This window comes from Kiritimatiellia bacterium, from assembly GCA_028715905.1.
Classification (GTDB): Bacteria; Verrucomicrobiota; Kiritimatiellia; order JAAZAB01; family JAAZAB01; genus JAQUQV01.
The window spans coordinates 1-15662 of record JAQUQV010000057.1 but is presented as its reverse complement, the minus strand read 5'-3'; the positions used below and the strand labels follow the sequence as shown (position 1 = coordinate 15662).

Annotated in this window: 18 protein-coding genes and 1 tRNA gene; 17 read left to right on the top strand and 2 right to left on the bottom strand. The window is 49.7% G+C overall.

The window, feature by feature from the left end; genetic code table 11:
- Nucleotides 1-53 precede the first annotated feature (53 nt).
- Nucleotides 54-127 (bottom strand) — tRNA-Ile (locus tag PHP98_09975).
- Nucleotides 128-226: 99 nt separating this feature from the next.
- On the opposite strand from PHP98_09975, the gene PHP98_09970 reads away from it, so the two are divergent.
- The 15 genes from PHP98_09970 (at nucleotide 227) to PHP98_09900 (ending at nucleotide 11740) form a co-directional block, all read left to right on the top strand.
- Nucleotides 227-1315: a site-specific integrase gene (locus PHP98_09970; GenBank protein ID MDD5483953.1), complete on the top strand. Its 1089-nt coding sequence runs from the start codon at nucleotides 227-229 to the stop codon at nucleotides 1313-1315.
- Nucleotides 1316-1329: 14 nt separating this feature from the next.
- On the top strand, nucleotides 1330-2172 hold the full coding sequence (locus PHP98_09965; GenBank protein ID MDD5483952.1) for a hypothetical protein: 843 nt from the start codon (nucleotides 1330-1332) through the stop codon (nucleotides 2170-2172).
- A gap of 65 nt (nucleotides 2173-2237) precedes the next feature.
- Nucleotides 2238-2453: a helix-turn-helix domain-containing protein gene (locus tag PHP98_09960; protein ID MDD5483951.1), complete on the top strand. Its 216-nt coding sequence runs from the start codon at nucleotides 2238-2240 to the stop codon at nucleotides 2451-2453.
- Nucleotides 2450-3727, top strand: coding sequence for a hypothetical protein (locus tag PHP98_09955; GenBank protein MDD5483950.1), 1278 nt, complete (start codon nucleotides 2450-2452; stop codon nucleotides 3725-3727). Before PHP98_09960 ends, PHP98_09955 begins: the two co-directional genes overlap by 4 nt.
- A 105-nt stretch (nucleotides 3728-3832) precedes the next feature.
- The gene (locus PHP98_09950) at nucleotides 3833-4114 is read left to right on the top strand and encodes a nucleotidyltransferase domain-containing protein (protein ID MDD5483949.1); all 282 of its coding nucleotides are present in this window, start codon (nucleotides 3833-3835) and stop codon (nucleotides 4112-4114) included.
- Nucleotides 4104-4565, top strand: coding sequence for an antitoxin (locus PHP98_09945; protein MDD5483948.1), 462 nt, complete (start codon nucleotides 4104-4106; stop codon nucleotides 4563-4565). The genes PHP98_09950 and PHP98_09945 overlap by 11 nt, the downstream gene beginning before the upstream one ends.
- Before the next feature lie 244 nt (nucleotides 4566-4809).
- Nucleotides 4810-5235, top strand: coding sequence for a hypothetical protein (locus tag PHP98_09940; protein ID MDD5483947.1), 426 nt, complete (start codon nucleotides 4810-4812; stop codon nucleotides 5233-5235).
- A gap of 3 nt (nucleotides 5236-5238) precedes the next feature.
- The gene (locus tag PHP98_09935; protein ID MDD5483946.1) at nucleotides 5239-6723 is read left to right on the top strand and encodes an ankyrin repeat domain-containing protein; all 1485 of its coding nucleotides are present in this window, start codon (nucleotides 5239-5241) and stop codon (nucleotides 6721-6723) included.
- 73 nt (nucleotides 6724-6796) lie between these two features.
- The gene (locus PHP98_09930) at nucleotides 6797-7408 is read left to right on the top strand and encodes a hypothetical protein (GenBank protein ID MDD5483945.1); all 612 of its coding nucleotides are present in this window, start codon (nucleotides 6797-6799) and stop codon (nucleotides 7406-7408) included.
- 244 nt (nucleotides 7409-7652) lie between these two features.
- The gene (locus tag PHP98_09925; GenBank protein MDD5483944.1) at nucleotides 7653-8021 is read left to right on the top strand and encodes a hypothetical protein; all 369 of its coding nucleotides are present in this window, start codon (nucleotides 7653-7655) and stop codon (nucleotides 8019-8021) included.
- Nucleotides 8022-8186: 165 nt separating this feature from the next.
- Nucleotides 8187-8633 (top strand): hypothetical protein, encoded by a 447-nt coding sequence (locus PHP98_09920; protein MDD5483943.1) that lies wholly within the window; start codon nucleotides 8187-8189, stop codon nucleotides 8631-8633.
- A gap of 14 nt (nucleotides 8634-8647) precedes the next feature.
- Entirely contained in the window at nucleotides 8648-8839 is a 192-nt protein-coding gene (locus tag PHP98_09915) for a hypothetical protein (protein ID MDD5483942.1), read from the top strand.
- A 114-nt stretch (nucleotides 8840-8953) separates the two neighbouring features.
- Complete coding sequence (locus tag PHP98_09910) at nucleotides 8954-9205, top strand: hypothetical protein (protein ID MDD5483941.1); 252 nt, start codon at nucleotides 8954-8956, stop codon at nucleotides 9203-9205.
- Between the two features lie 495 nt (nucleotides 9206-9700).
- Entirely contained in the window at nucleotides 9701-10321 is a 621-nt protein-coding gene (locus tag PHP98_09905; GenBank protein MDD5483940.1) for a hypothetical protein, read from the top strand.
- Nucleotides 10322-10498: 177 nt separating this feature from the next.
- Complete coding sequence (locus tag PHP98_09900) at nucleotides 10499-11740, top strand: hypothetical protein (GenBank protein ID MDD5483939.1); 1242 nt, start codon at nucleotides 10499-10501, stop codon at nucleotides 11738-11740.
- Between the two features lie 30 nt (nucleotides 11741-11770).
- Here PHP98_09900 and PHP98_09895 read toward each other — a convergent pair whose 3' ends face one another.
- A complete protein-coding gene (locus PHP98_09895) occupies nucleotides 11771-12727 on the bottom strand; it encodes a PEGA domain-containing protein (protein MDD5483938.1) in 957 nt (318 codons plus the stop codon).
- A gap of 462 nt (nucleotides 12728-13189) precedes the next feature.
- Between PHP98_09895 and PHP98_09890 the strand changes: the two genes are divergently transcribed.
- Complete coding sequence (locus PHP98_09890; GenBank protein ID MDD5483937.1) at nucleotides 13190-14278, top strand: Gfo/Idh/MocA family oxidoreductase; 1089 nt, start codon at nucleotides 13190-13192, stop codon at nucleotides 14276-14278.
- An 87-nt stretch (nucleotides 14279-14365) separates the two neighbouring features.
- Nucleotides 14366-15256, top strand: coding sequence for a Gfo/Idh/MocA family oxidoreductase (locus PHP98_09885; GenBank protein MDD5483936.1), 891 nt, complete (start codon nucleotides 14366-14368; stop codon nucleotides 15254-15256).
- Nucleotides 15257-15662 lie beyond the last annotated feature (406 nt).

Genomic DNA, 15662 nt, shown 5'->3' with positions numbered 1-15662 from the left:
TGTAGTATTGATAAATAAGGGTTTTATGCGTATTTGGCGTGTAAATATTGGGGTGGGCCCGGTAGGATTTGAACCTACGACCAGAGGATTATGAGTCCCCTGCTCTGACCAACTGAGCTACGGGCCCGGACGGCAAAAATACACGAAAAATTGCCATTTTTAGAGATAAAAATAATTTGTAATTTTCTGCTTGCAACCTGAAGTTGTAACCCTTATAATAACCCGCATGAAAACTACCAATACGGTTACAAACAATCAAACTCTTGAAAGAGTCGGCCATTGTCTCTATCGCTCCGCAAAACCCAGAATATACTATGCCATTCTAAAACGCGCTGGCAAGCAAATAAAGCGGTCTTTGAAAACAAAGGACCGCGCGCTTGCCGGACGCCGTCTCTCGGAATTGCAGGAAAAGGCATCAAAGCTTAGCGGAAGTGAAAATGCAAAGATTACTTTTGCGGATATGGGGAAACAATGGCTACAGGTTGTCGTTGCGTCAATGAAAACCTCGTCGCACTCAAGGCAGGTTAAGATTGTAAAATCATTAAGCAAATTTTTCGGGGGAATACCTGTCCGCAGGATTACAAAGGCGGATGTTGAAAAATGGGCAACGGCAAGAAGCAAAGAGGCCTCGGCGCGGACATTCAACTATGAGCGGCAAACTTTTATCCGCATTCTGGATTATGCTATGCGGGACGGCCTGATTATGGATAACCCGGCCAGGATCATCAAACGCCGGAAACAACCAAAACATAAGGTCGTCATCCCGACAAAAGAACAATTCAAGACATTGATAGAGGCAATCCGAAATTTGAAAGCCACTGCGCATGAAGCGGCGATCCTTTGTGAATTCCTGGCATATAGCGGCTGTCGTCTTGGGGAAGCAATAGAAATGCGATGGGGAGACGTGAATTTTGATTTGAAACAGTTTACGGTAACGGGCGGAGACCTTGGGACAAAGAACAATGAAGTTCGGAGCGTGCCGCTATTCCCGTCATTGGAGGAATTCTTGTTGAAACTGCGGAATTCATTGCCACAAACGCCAAAACATTCCGACCAGATATTTTCCATTCAAAATGCAAAAACGGCAATAGCAAGCGCATGCCGGAATGCCGGACTCCCCCATTTTACCCATCATCATTTACGGCATTTCTTTTGTAGCAATGCCATTGAAGCCGGGATTGACTTCAAAGCGATTGCCGGGTGGCTGGGTCATAAGGACGGCGGTCTGCTGGTAGCCATGACTTATGGACACTTACGCGATGAACACAGCGTGGCTATGGCGAAAAAGATGACATTTGCAGTTGGCAACCCGTGAAGAGGTTAAAAATTATGGAGCAAAAAACAGTGTCAAGCGAATGGGTGATGGAAGTTCTCACAGAATGGGAAAAAGAAATACCGGATTCCATTTCGAAATCAACCATGAAGGCGATCCGCAGGCAGGCCCGCAAGGATATTGCGAAGTATAGACAGATTAAAATTGATCTCTTAAAAAGATGGCAACGGGAATGGATAATATGGTTGATTGCATTTATGCGGGAAATCGTCAAACCCAAATGGAACAAAGAAGAGACAACGGAAGAAGAAATACCGGCATGGCTGGATAAGGCTGAAACGGAAGCGGTGCAAGCATGGGCGCCGACAATGGATTTTAGAGCTTTGAAAGAAAAACAACCTGCGGATTCAGATGCGCTGATCCTGGGAAAAATGTTTGGGCATGAGTTTGCAACGTGGCATGAGGACAGCCCGGGACTGGCCGCATCATTTGAAAAGCTGAAACCGGAACAACGCCGCTTATTGGAAGTAATAAGCGAAGATCAACGAACAAAAAGATTGGAATATGTAAAAAAAGTGATGGCCGTTGCCAGTCGGCAATCATTCGAAGAAGCGGGCCGGTTTTTCAAAGGTTTTGCAATGGCAACGGCAAGGGGTTCGTTTTTCGAAACAGGAGAACTGGCAGGCGAAACACTGGCAACGAAGATTTATGGTATGCTCGCCATGTATCCGGATTTTATTTCCCGGCTTATAAGCGTTCGTGAGTTGTATGAATGGCTGCAGTTTATGCTTGGGAAGAATTTAATTGACAATATAAACGGCCAAAAACGTATTGAAAAAATTTGCGAACGTATCGGCCTGAGTTTCCGTCCGCCTGGTCGTCCCCGGACAAGGCAATAAATTCCGACATCTTCGTCTTACCCTTGACGGTATTTTCCTTTTAGTGCTGCTCCTACTATAGGGGCATGCAAAAAGAAATAAATATCGCTTTTAATAAACCGCTGAAGCTGGCGTTAACCCGCACTGAAATGGCGGAAGCCTTGGGGATTGCTCCCGTTACGATAGATCGCCTTACCAAGCGCGGTTTAATCCATCCCTCAAGGGCAACGCGTCGGCCTCTCTATCCTGTATGGGAAATTGAACGCTTCTTGCGCGAAACTTCAAAGGGAATTGACCTGTGAACGAATCGCGCATTAATCCTGATGGAATCATAGCCGGGGCGGGCCGATGCCCGCCTGCAAAGGCGGGCGCGGCCCTGCCCGGCGGGGTGGTGTCCAGTAACACACCCCCCCTGAGTAGTCAATGGATGGGTTCTGAAGATTGGTTTGAATGGGTGTTATATGTGGACTGGCAGGAGGAAAAGTGGCAGGAAATTCAGTTAAAACTGGAAGAATTGAAGGCCATTGCGGAAGCCGATGTTTTACCTGAAGAATGGGATTGTTTGTGCGTGAATGAGTTTGAAGTCAATGTTGAACCATGCGGCGCCCGGCTTGGCAAGGGGAAAAAGGGACCATACTATGCGTATAAAGCCGAATATGGCGGACTTGATGTGATGATTGCGAAATGTTCAACGGCAAAAGGCAATGTTCCGAATGTCGTCATAAGGGCAAGCGGCGAAGCCTGCCTTCTTATCGGTGTTGAGACCTGTCTAAAGCGTGGCCGGAATTTTGTCGCCGGTATAGGCGGCACAATCCGGAAAGAGAAGCTTTCCCGGGTTGACATAACGTTGGACATGCCCGGGGTCGGCATGAATGATTTTAAGTCGGCGTTCGACGGAGGAAAATATATTTGCAGGGCAAAGTCGCTTGGATGGACGCAAAGCAACGGATTGACGTTGAAATTTGGCGAGAGTCCCCTGCTGTTGCGCATTTATGACAAACTAGCCGAGACTCTAAAATGCGATAATCCCCGGAAAGTGTATGTAATGATAAAGCGGCGTTGGGGCGACACAATACCGGATCAAGCGGCGCGGGTTGAATTTGAAATCAGGCGGGAAGCTCTCAAGGATCGTGGCATTGACAGCGTAGATGACTATTTCAATAAAAGAGCCGATTTTGTGAATTATCTTGTCCATGAATGGTTCCGGCTTACCACGGAATCTGTTGACCGGAAGAACAAGAATCAATCAAGGGCTGAAGTGTTGCCTTTGTGGAAAGACGTGCAGACTGCATTTGAATCATGGGCCGGTAGTCCGGCTGGTTGCTCGCTTGAGCCGTTGAGTTTGGAGGCGGTTAACGTAACGCAAATGTTCAAGCAGGCGCTCGGAGTAATCAGGACAGCGGCACAGTGCCAGGGAAGAAACAACCTTAGCACCGAAGAACTTCTGTCGTATGCCATGTTCGGACTTCGCTTGACTGCTACATGGGTTCCGACGAGGCATAGAAAGCGGCGGGCAAGGCATATTGTAAAAATATCGTCAGCTTGTAATGTTGTAGATTTGACGAAGATAGATTAAAGTTCGATCTGGCAAATTGTTGAATTTAGGCCTTGAGATAAGGTTAAACCATTGGTAAACTCTCCTTTGAAAAAACAATAATGTATCTATCAAGAAGGATTATCCATGACAACACAGATTGAAAATGTCCTTGAAATTGCGGCTGATGCCCTGAAGCAACTCGGAGCACACGAAATCTATGTGTTCGGATCCGCGGCCAATGGCCGGATACGAGACGAAAGCGATATTGATTTAGCGGTGACGGGACTAAGCCCGGAATTGTTTTTCAAAGCTATGAGTCGGGCGACCGATATTCTTGGTCGTCCCGTGGACTTGGTTGACCTGGATGACGAGTCGCCGTTTGTTCATTATCTCAAGGAAGAAAAGGAATTAAGGCGTGTCGGATAAATTACTGAAGCAAATCCAATTGGAACGATGCATGCTTCGACAATTACTTGAAGACCATCGTCCATTATTAGACAAGGCTGAACTATCATTACCGGACCGGATTGAATGTTCCGCCTTGGCGGCGTTTTTGCATGGATTTTATAATGGCATTGAAAACATTTTCAAGCGGATGGCGCTTGAATTGCGCGAAAATATGCCGGAAGGAGCAAGCTGGCATCAGACATTGTTGGAACAAATGGCTAAACCCGGACTGCGGCGACCGGCGGTCATATCACCAGACCTTTTAGAATCGCTGAAAGAATATCTTGCTTTTCGCCATTTTTTCCGCCATGCCTACCCGTTTCAGCTTGCGTGGGCAAACATGTCCCACTTAGTAAAAAATTCCGGCAATGTTTTCGCCCGCCTTGAAAAGGAATTGGATTTATTTGAACAAAGCTTGACGGAGTCATAACGAAATGGCTGGCATTGAAAAGAAAGCCGCAAAACAAACATCTTGCGGCGGCAAGTTACTCCTCTGTCGTGGCAAGCGGATGAAATCTGTCCGGCGGCACCAGCCCTGGCCAGCGCTCGGGCAGGCTCTGGCAAAAACATCTGGATAAAAATGCGTTTGCAAGGAGTGTTGCTTCGTATGCTAAAAACCGATTGGCGAAATAAAAAAGTGTCTTAAACATGACGTTGGACGGATAAAAACAAAGATGTGGAAGAAGCTAACATCATTGTGGAGCCGAATAACAGGGGTGTCCACTCCCATCGGCGGTCTCAACTGGACGCCAAGTGACCGCGAGTCCAAAATCAACGCAGTTGTCGAGCAATACCTTGGTATTCCTCTCCAAGATCAAAAGACATTCCTTATGGATTTCGTCAGAGGAGGCGGGGCACTCCTTCCTGACTCTAAAGCGATTCTTGAGGCCGCTCACAATATCCAAATTCGTAACCCTTCTTCCAACTTCATCGACAAAATGCGGGGCCGCATCACGGATGAGGAATGGCTTGAGTTTTTCCAGTGGTACGTAAAACGGCCGCCACGTGTGTCCGATGTTCAGAATCAGACGAAAATTAAAGAAATATTCGACGAATTTAGAGCATATATGAACGCCAAAACAACGGCTGAAGGAGCGTAATAGATGGACATAGTAGTGCCGATCGTGATTTTCCTCGTAATTTGTTCTATTGCCGCTTTCTGGGCCGCGGCAATGAAACGACGCTGGTGGGTTTGGTTCCTCATTGCCCTTTTTCTAACACCGCTTGTCGCTTTTATAGGATTAATAATTGTCTTTTTTACCAGTGGCCAACCACGGCGTATCGGACGTGCAGTAAAGCGGGGGGTCCAATCAAGTTACGGGGCTGTCGCTGACTATTTCCCGGGTGAATCGCCAATAGATGATCAAAACAGGGAGCTTTACACAAGGGCTGGTTCTGAAATTGCGTCAAAAACTTATGACCAAGCATTATTCACAAAAGCATTCAGTGACGCTGACGGCGATGAAAATAAAGCAAAGGCATTCTATATCCGATACCGCGTGATTGAACTGCGCCAGCAACGCAAAGAAGCTGAAGAAGCCGCAGAGAAACAACGGCAAGAGAAGGAGTTCCAGAAACGCAAAAAAGATGAGGAAATAGCAGAGGAACAGCGAAAAAAGGCGGAACAACAACGGCAAGAAGAGTTGCTACGGCAACAAGAAGAGTGGCGGCGGAAACGGAAAGAGGCGGAAGAACGTCGGAAAGCAGAGGGAAAATTGCCATGGTACGTTTGGAAGCTGATTTTTGGGGCAGCGGGTGTAATAGCGTTGATAGTTATAATTGTTCCCAATCAGATGCGCTGGGAGGACGAACGGCGGCAAGCAGAGTACCGGCAAAGACATGCGCTAGTCCGTCAGGAACAGATTCGCAAAGAAGAGCAGGAACGTCAGGAACAGATTCGTAATGAGGAACAAGCTCGTCAGGAACAGATTCGCAAAGAAGAACAAGCCCGCAAAGAAGAGCAGGAACGTCGGGCGGCGAACGTAATAGACAAGGACGGCATGACACCGCTGATGAAGGCTGTGAGAATTAACAATCTGGATGCGGTCAAATACCTGATAGCCAAAGGCGCGGACGTGAATGTAAGGGACTATAAGTTCGGCTGGACGCCCCTGATGTGGGCTGCGCATAATGGTCGTCTGGATATTATTAAATTCCTTGTGGACAAGGGTGCGGATATAAACACAAAAAACAAGATCGGCACGACACCGCTGGTGTTGGCTGTGAGAACTGACAATCTGGTTGTAGATGTAGTTAAATTCCTTATAGACAAGGGCGCGGACGTGAATGTAAGGGACTATAAGTTCGGCTGGACGCCCCTGATACTTGCTGTGGGTAGAGGTCGTCTGGATATAGCCCAATTGCTAGTTGAAAATGGCGCAGACACAAACACAATGGACGGGGACGGCATGACACCGCTGATGAAGGCTGCGAAAAATGACGATCTGGATGCGGTCAAATACCTGATAGCCAAAGGCGCGGATATAAACGCTAAAAGTAATTTCGGCACGACGGCGCTGCATTTGTGTACATACCATGGGCATCGTCACTTGGCAGATTTTCTAAGGCAACACGGTGCAAAGGAATAGACATCCGCAAATGCCAATAAATTTTATAGGGCAAATTTGCCTGTCAATCAATGGTTGGCCTTGAGGAAAGAGCATGCCCGATGACCCGTTAATTTCCAGGTCAAAACTTGAGGGCTCTGATCCATTGTTTACGACCTGCGGGCGTGCCTTGTACGTGGCACAACATTTCGAAAGAAATCTTAGGGGTGTCGCAGCTGCACTCGATATTCGAGCCGCGTGCATTGGTGGCGAACTTTCACCTTCCGACGAAAAGAAGTTGAGTAAGGCCTACGGCGAGAAACTCGAGCGCCGCCTTTGCGAGAGCATTAGCCCCGGTTTGTCCGGTCATATCCCAGAGGCCTTAAAACAAGAGTTTGAGGCATACATGCTCCCGCTCTTCGATAGAGCCCGAAAAGCACGCAACCGTATTGCACATGATTCTTTGTTCGGGATTGAAGGATTGCAGATTCCTTCCGATGCCTTCGATCAGATCGTCAATTCTTTTCGTAAAGACGTTGAAATTCTTGCAGGTGCCGACTTTTCCGTTTGCAACATAATCCAAGTGTTCAACAAGGAACCTGTTCCTTGCTGTCGCAAAAGTTACGTCGATGACATTATCAAATGGGTGTTTGAACCAATCAATGAACTACTCACGAAAGGCCAACCACCGGCTGCAAACTTGCAACCCGGAGTTGTAACCCGGTGATGAAAAATGAGCGCATTTGGGATTATTCAGGATGAAACTGCTTTCAGCGGAAACACCTGAATACAAAGGGCTTGATCACTGGGGATGACTCGGGATGAAATGAGCGGAAATGGCTGGTTGGAATTATGAGTCCCCTGCTCTGACCAGCTGAGCTACGGGCCCGGATGGCAAAAATACGTGAAAAACAACCGTTTTATGCGATAAAAACAATTTACCGTTTTTTACTTGTAACCTGATTTTCCGCATGAAAACCACCAATACGGTTACAACCAATCAAGCTTTGGAAAGAGTCGGTCACTGTCTTTATCGCTCCGCAAAACCCAGAATATACTATGCCATTCTAAAACGCGCTGGCAAGCAAATAAAGCGGTCTTTGAAAACAAAGGACCGCGCGCTTGCCGGACGCCGTCTCTCGGAATTGCAGGAAAAAGCATCAAAGCTTAGCGGAAGTGAAAATGCAAAGATTACTTTTGCGGATATGGGGAAACAATGGCTACAGGTTGTCGTTGCGTCAATGAAAACCTCGTCGCATTCAAGGCAGGTTAAGATTGTAAAATCATTAAGCAAATTTTTCGGGGGAATAACAGTCCGTAAAAATATCGTCGGCCTGTGATGTTGCCGATTTGACAAAGGCAGATCAAGTTTCCGGCTAACAGCAAATTGTTGAATTTAGGCCTTGAGATAATATCAAACCATTGATAAGCTTTTTTTGAATATTAAATGTTTGGATGGTTTATAATGTGGTATTGTAAAGATCAAAACAGGATAGAGGTAAAAATTGAAATTGCGGGTATATTTGGATATTTGCGTTCTTTGTCGGCCTTTTGATGATCAGAGCGCGTTGCGTATACGGATGGAAACGGACGCGTATTATTTGATTATGGCCAGTATTTATTCGGGGCGTTTTTTGCCCGTTGTTTCACCGGTTCATTATGCAGAAGCGGAATCAATATCAGAAATGCAGGAACAGAGTCAGTTAATGGAACTGTTAAAGAGACTGGATAATCGTCAAATATTCAATATGGACAATATTAATATCAGGGCAGATCAATTGATTGCTATGGGATTCGGTGTTGCGGATGCATATCATCTGGCATGCGCGGAAATGAAGTCGGATGTTTTTATCTCATGCGATGATCTGTTGCTTAAAAGGGCGGTTATAAAAAAAATCGCCGTCAAAGTATATAACCCTGTTGAATTTGCATTAAAGGAGAAATTGCAATGAAAAACACAAATGTTATGGAAGAACCTGATTTGATGCGACGGATGGTGGGCACGCTGTTTGATAAATTCGGGCCGGTGGAAACACAGCGTTTTGTGTCGTTATGCGGCGGCAAGCGGATGGAATCTGTCCGGCGGCATCAGTTATGGCAAAAACATCTGGACAAAAATGCGTTTACAAAAAGAATTGCTTCGTATGCTAAAGGCTAAGTTGACGAAATAAAAACATGCCGTAGAAAAAAATTTTTATTGTATTGGTACATATTTAATGCCCAAAGACAGATTTTCATAATGTTCGTATGTTGCTAGGATGAAAGAACATTGATGAGCATAATTGAAAACGCTAAGGAAATCGCCGATCTGATCAAGAAGATCGGTGACGTGGAACTCTACAGACGTATAGTTGAGCTTGAGGGTGAAATAATAGAGCTCACTCGTGCAAAACGACAAACAGAGGCAAAAGTTGAACGTCTGGCGGAAGTCCTTAATAAGAAGGAGCAGATGCTCTTCCAAAAACCGTTTTACTACCTGTCAATCGATCCCCATCCCTATTGCCCACAGAGGTCAGCAAAATAGCTGTCCACCTTGATGGGCTAATTGATGTAGCGGCTGGCCCTCGCTTTGACTGTCACAACTGCAAATCATATTTCATAAAACGTTAAATCCACAACCAGTGGGTTCAGCATACCTCCAGCGGAAACAAGCTGAAATGATCGGTTGGAATTATGAGTCCCCTGCTCTGACCAGCTGAGCTACGGGCCCGGATACTTATCAATTAGGCCGCCAAAAGCGGCAACCGTATTTAATAGACGTAGGAGCCGCATCCCCATGCGGCGATTCCGGACGAACCGCATCCCCATGCGGCGATTCCAAACACCAGATGCATCGCCGAACAGGGGTTCGGCTCCTACCCACGATTTTGCGCTCTTTTGCGGCAAGTTTGAAATTCCTAATGATCCAGAGCGCGGTAGTCATAAACGATGAAAACAGGATTGACATTGCCGGATGTTAAGCTATCATTTCGCCGTAATAAATATATCATGAAAGCCCTCAATCGGTGGAGAAAAAAAAATGAAAATAACAATTAATTTCATGCGGTTGAGCATTGTTTGTTCCCTGGTTCTGCTCCTGAGCGGCTGCGCCATGTTCAGGATCAAGGTCAAGGATGACGACGTCAACAACATGCCGCAGCTGGATGCCAGATACGGCCCCCAGGACTTGCGGCGATTAAGCGCTGAAATAGCAGAAGAAATTGCCGGCAGTTCATTTGTCGTTAACCAGCAGGACAGTCCCATCATGATTATCTACGGAATCCAGCCGCGCACCACCACTTTTGTGGATACCCAGGCTCTTTCCGACCGCATCCGGACCACGCTCACACAGACCGGCAAAATACGGTTCGTCAACGAGGCCCGGCGCGATCAATTGATGAAGGAACAGGGTTTCCAGGCCCAGTCGGCAACGGACGAAACCCGCACGGCGGTCGGGAAACAGCTCGGCGCGCGTTACATGCTGACCGGGGCCCTGGTGGAAATGCAGAAAACAACCGGCGCCCAGGTCCGGGTTTCAAAAACGGAATTGATGTATTATCAGCTCACGGTTGACATCACCGATCTTGAGACCGGGATCGTGGCCTGGTCCACCCAGAAAGAATTTGCCCGCGAAAAACGAGAGCCTCTGATTGGATGGTAATCGGATAGGCAAAAAGTGGCAAAGGCAGAAGGCACAAAGACAATAACCGGCCCGCGCGGGCCGGCCCCCGGCATAAAACAGTCGTTTTCGCAATTTTGCCGGGATTGCGGTGAAAGACAAAAATCCGGGAACAAGCTGTCTTATTCTGTTTCCGTATTTTTTTTCACGGCGGCCTTGATGTTGCCGGCCGGATGTTCCAGCGTATCCGTGGAAAAGGCGCGCGCCAATTTTTACACGGGCCGCTTTGTCTACGCCAATGAAAACCTGAAGGACATCCCAACCGGGGACAAGGACGAGATTCTCTACCTGAGCGAGCGCGGCATGATCCGCCAGGCGGCGCGCTTGTATGAGGAAAGCAGCCTGGACTGGCGCCGGGCTACGGAAATCAACGATAGCCTGCCCGAGGTGAGCCTCAGCAAATCAACCGCCGGCCTGCTGGTCAACGACCGCGTTTTGACTTACCGCGGCCTGCCGTTTGAACGCACGTTGATTTATACCTTTCTGGCAAAGAATTATTTCGCCCAGCAGAACTGGGATTACGCGGCCGTCTGCGCGCGGAATATTATCGGCCACCTTGAAAATCTGGACGGTTTTCCGGACATGCCCTACAGCCGTTACCTGGCCGGGTTCGGCCTGGAAATGATCAATGATTACGGCAATGCCGCCATTCAATATAAGGCCGCCGGAAAAAGATTGAAAGAATTCAAAGACGCGGCGGGGCCGGAGACCCTCGCCCCGGCCGCAACAAACTCAGGCGAAGGCGGGACAGCGGCCCTGGTTGCCACGGAGGCGGGGCCGGGGCGTCTTGACTTTGCCGTTGAACCGGACGGCCGTATTTTATCACTGTCAACAAACGCAAATGCGCAATCAAACAGCATGCCGTCCGCGGCGGGATCCAATCCGTGCCAGTTGGTTTGTTTTATCGGCATCGGCAAGATGCCGAAATGGTGCGGGTCGGAATATGATTTTGAGATGGCGCCGTTTGCCGAGATTTACCATGGCGATCAATACCTGGGCCGGAGCTATCCGTTCGGCAATACCGCAACGCTCATGATTGAGAGCAAAAACCGGCTGGCCGCCCTGCAGGCCGCCAAAACCGGCACGCGCGTGGTCATCAAGGAAGTCATATCCGGATCCGTGGAATCGCAGAATGAGGCGCTCGGGGCCGTAACGCGGCTCATCCTGTTCTCGCTGGAACAACCTGACACGCGCTGCTGGGAAACCCTGCCGCTCTGGCTTGAAATCGCGCGCGTGCCCTGTTCCCCGGCGCTGAAAAATTACCGGATCGTTTTTAAATCCTCCGCCGGCGCCGCGCTGAAATCAAAAATTGTTACGGCGCCGATCGCCAGACGCGGAAACATTTTTGTTTCCTTCTGCCGCGACCTTGAAGAGGACGAAGTCCTCTCGCCGCATCCTTAGGCCGTTTATTCGCCTTTGCCGGGTTTTCAGCTACTTGCCGGTTTCGGCGTCAACCGTGCCAATGATGACCGCCGGTTCCATGGTGCCGGTTACGACGTTAATCCTGGCCTTATCCAGCACTCCCTTGACCTCCTCTGCGCTCAGCTTGGTGCGGAACAACGGGACTTCAACGGCGGTGTCGGCTTTCAGGAGCATGGCCTTGGTAACATCCTGGTAACCGGCCTTGCCCACGCTCAGGATATGGTCGCCGGCATACACCTGGAAATTATTTAGGGGCGTGGTGCCGATCAGCAGTCCGTCAATTTCAACCAGAGCCGGATCAGCGTCGGTCTTGACCGAAAGTTTGACCGTGGGCCGGTTTTTCTCCCCGGCAAATCTCGTCTGCAGGGATTGGTTCAAGGCCGGGACGGCTTTTTTCATCGCGTTCTGCAGGAGGTCCAGCAATTGATCCTCGCCCACAACGGTCTGCTGCACGTCCGATTGGCGGTAATTCTGGCTGGCGGAGCCCTCGGAGCTTGCGATGACGGCGCCGTCGCGCGTGTCCAGCGCCTGCAGGGTTATGCGCAAACTCAGGGTGGTGAACTCCGTTTTATATCCTCCCTGGTTGACAATTTGTTTGCCGGGGGAATAACTTAAAAGGCATCCCTTCAAGACCGCGTCGGCGTTGAGCGCCTGGGCCGCGCGCAGGAAAGATGGTTTCAGTGTGGTGGTTTTTTCGCCGTCCTTTAACTGGATGCTCTTCATCTGGCCGATAAAATCGCGGCGGTCAATCAGGACAAAGCCGGGATTGTTTGCGAGCAGTCCCATCAAGGCAAAAGCGCCTTTGTTGGCGACGGCCTGGGGGGAAATATTCCCCACCAGATTTTTGTCCGCGGAAACGCCGGCCTGGTTCTCAAAATCCAGGAGGGCGATTTTTAACGGCGCCGATGTTTCCGCGCCGGCGGTTAACGCCAGAACTGTCAAACCTGTCAGTAGTCCGATTTTCATGGTTTTTTCCTCCCAAGGCGGCCGGGCCGCCGTCCGAAACAAACGGCCGGCGGTCCGTCGTTAATATTGCAAACTTCCCGGCAAACTTTCATATGTCTTGGCGGAACGGTTTAGTTGCGTTTGAAGTTATATTGGCAATGTAGCAAACCCCTTTCCAATTTGCAAGAAATCAATGCCGCCGCTTCGCATCCAGGCCGCAATCCGCGGTTTAACCGCCGGGAATTCAGCCCGCATGTTTTACGCGAAAGTCGCGCCGTCTTCCGGAACGGAAAAAAACGGAGCATTTCCCGGGTTGCAAGCCGGCGGCAACTTTTAAACATGATGTTTTTTGTTTTGCCAAGGTGAAATAATACACAAAACAGGTGATTCTATCCATTGCCGGTTTGCGGCGGTTTTATATAATGATGGTTGTTTTTTTAAACTAATCGGTGTCAAATAATAATAACGGGAGGCGCGGATATCATGAATCGGGAAACCAAGTCGGCAAAAATCGCATTCGTCGGTTGCGGAGGCCATGCGACAGGAAATTTATATCCTGCCATTCACACCATACCGGAAATAGACCTGGTGGCGGTCTGTGACCAGAAAAAGGAACTGGCCGAAAGGAATGCGCGTAATTTCGGCGCGCGCCGCCTGTACACGGATCTGGACGCCATGTTCAAACAGGAAAAGCTGGATGGCGCCATCGTGGTCGGGCCGCCGCAGATGCATTATGAAATAGGGAAAAGGTGTCTGGATGCCGGCCTGCCGATCTTTGTTGAAAAACCGTCCGCGTTGACGTATGAGGCGGCGCTGGAATTGGCGGAATATGCGCAGAAGAGGAATTTGTATGGCGCCATGGCTTTCATGAAACGCAGTTCAACCGCCTACCGCATGGCCAAGGGAATTGCCTCCAAAAAGGAATTCGGCCGGCCGACCGCGCTTGAAGTCCGATTCTGCAACGGCCGCTATCCGGCCATCTGGGGCATCAAGGAGCCGGAGCGCGCCTATCTGATCGGCCAGGCGGTCCATATTTTTGATTTGATCCGTTTCTTCGGAGGCGATGTGTCCGAGATTTACGCCGCCTTGAACGTTTTTCAGCGGCATAAGTCCGACAACATGGAACGCGCCAATTTTGCCTATGCGATTTCAGTGCGGTTCAAGGACGGCGCGGTCGGCGTCATGAACATGAACGCCTGCCAGGGGCCCGGCTTCCAGATGTCTGAATATTTCATGCTGGCCGGAATGGAATGCTGGCTGGAAGTGCGCGACATGGTAGAACTCAATTATCATGCCAACAGCAAACCCATGCCGGAATTGATCAACCCCCTTGCCGGATACGGCACCATGGGCCGCGCGCAGATTTTCCAATGGCGTCCGGAATTTACGGAGTATCTGGGCGGCAAGGCCGAAGGCACGGTTGGTTATACCGGCGAATTGCAGAACTTTGCCCGGAAAATTCTCGGATTGGATGAACTGCGGGCAAACCTTTTTGACGGCGCCAAGGCGTTGCAGATCGCCGAGGCAATCTGGGAAAGCTCGCAAAGCGGAAAAACAGTAAAGATAAAATAAATAACCGCCCGCTTCACTGGCGCAGAGAACGCCTAGAAAAAACTCTCTGCGACTCGGCGGTAAAAAATATAAAATGGAGGACACGCAATGATCAAGATAGCGCTGATTGGCGGAGCCGGTTGTTACCATGCGAGATGTTGGGGGCGGATGTTCAACGGCGGCGATAAAAAACTTGCAAAACTGCATAAATTCCCGGCGGTTGCCGATAATGTCCGGGTCAAGGGCGCAAAAGTAACCCACGTGTATGACGACAAGCGCGCTGACGCCGAACTGCTGGCGAAAGCGTGCGGCATTCCGAACGTCGTCAGCCGGCAGGAGGACGTGATCGGCAAGGTGGACGCGGTCATGATCCCGGATGACTGCAGCATGGCGCATCAAAAGCGCGCCGCGGTATTTTTGAAGGAAAAAATCCCGACTTTTGTTGACAAGCCGCTTTCGCCTGATCCGCGCGAGGCGGAAGCCATCATCGGCCTGGCGCGCAAGCATAAGGCGCTCTTTATGTCGTCCTCGGCCCTGCGTTTCGCCCGCGAGATAGAGGATTTCAACCGCAAAGACCGCGCGGCCATCGGCGATATTATCACCGGCAATGCGCTCGGACCGAATGAGCTTGTTTTTTACGGGATTCATGCCCTGGAGGCATTGATTACGCTGGCGGGCCCGGGCGTGCGTTCGGTGCGCAATGCCGGCGGCATATACAGGGACGTGCTTTCCCTTGAGTACAAGAACGGACGCCTTTTCACGTTGACCGTCAATAAGGAAATGAACTATATTTTCCAGGTAAATCTCTACGGGACAAAAGGCTGGCGCCAGGTGACGATCTCCGACAGCGCATATTTTTACTCAAATATGCTCAAGCACTTTGTCCGGATGGTCAGAACCGGCCGGGAGCCTTTCTCGCCGGATGAGACATTGGAGATTATCCGCATCCTGGCGGCCGGCGCCAAATTGCGCAATACGGCGAAGAAGATTACGATTTAAACGCGTCTTTCGCCGGCGAAGTTGCCAAGGCGGGCCGATGCCCGCCCTGACTCAGGCCAGCCACGCACTGTGCGCGGCCAGGGTTATTGATGCTTCCTTCAGGCTTTGTCTGTCAATGGCCAAATCTTGACCGCCGCGCTCAATACACTCCTGGCCGCATCCGCGCAACAACTCATCGCGCCGCGCGGGCCGTTTCGCGCCAGAGACGCTGTATCCTCACCCGGTATTATTTTCTTGCTTTTCATCGCGGTTTTTGACATTTCAGGTGCTGGCCGCAGGAGATTTTTAAAATGAAAGGCGGAGGACTGAAACGAATATGAAAAAAAGATATGCACAGGTGGGGCTGGGCGGCCGATCGCGCATGTTCACGGCGGCGATTCTGGGTAAGCACGCGGATGCGTGCGAA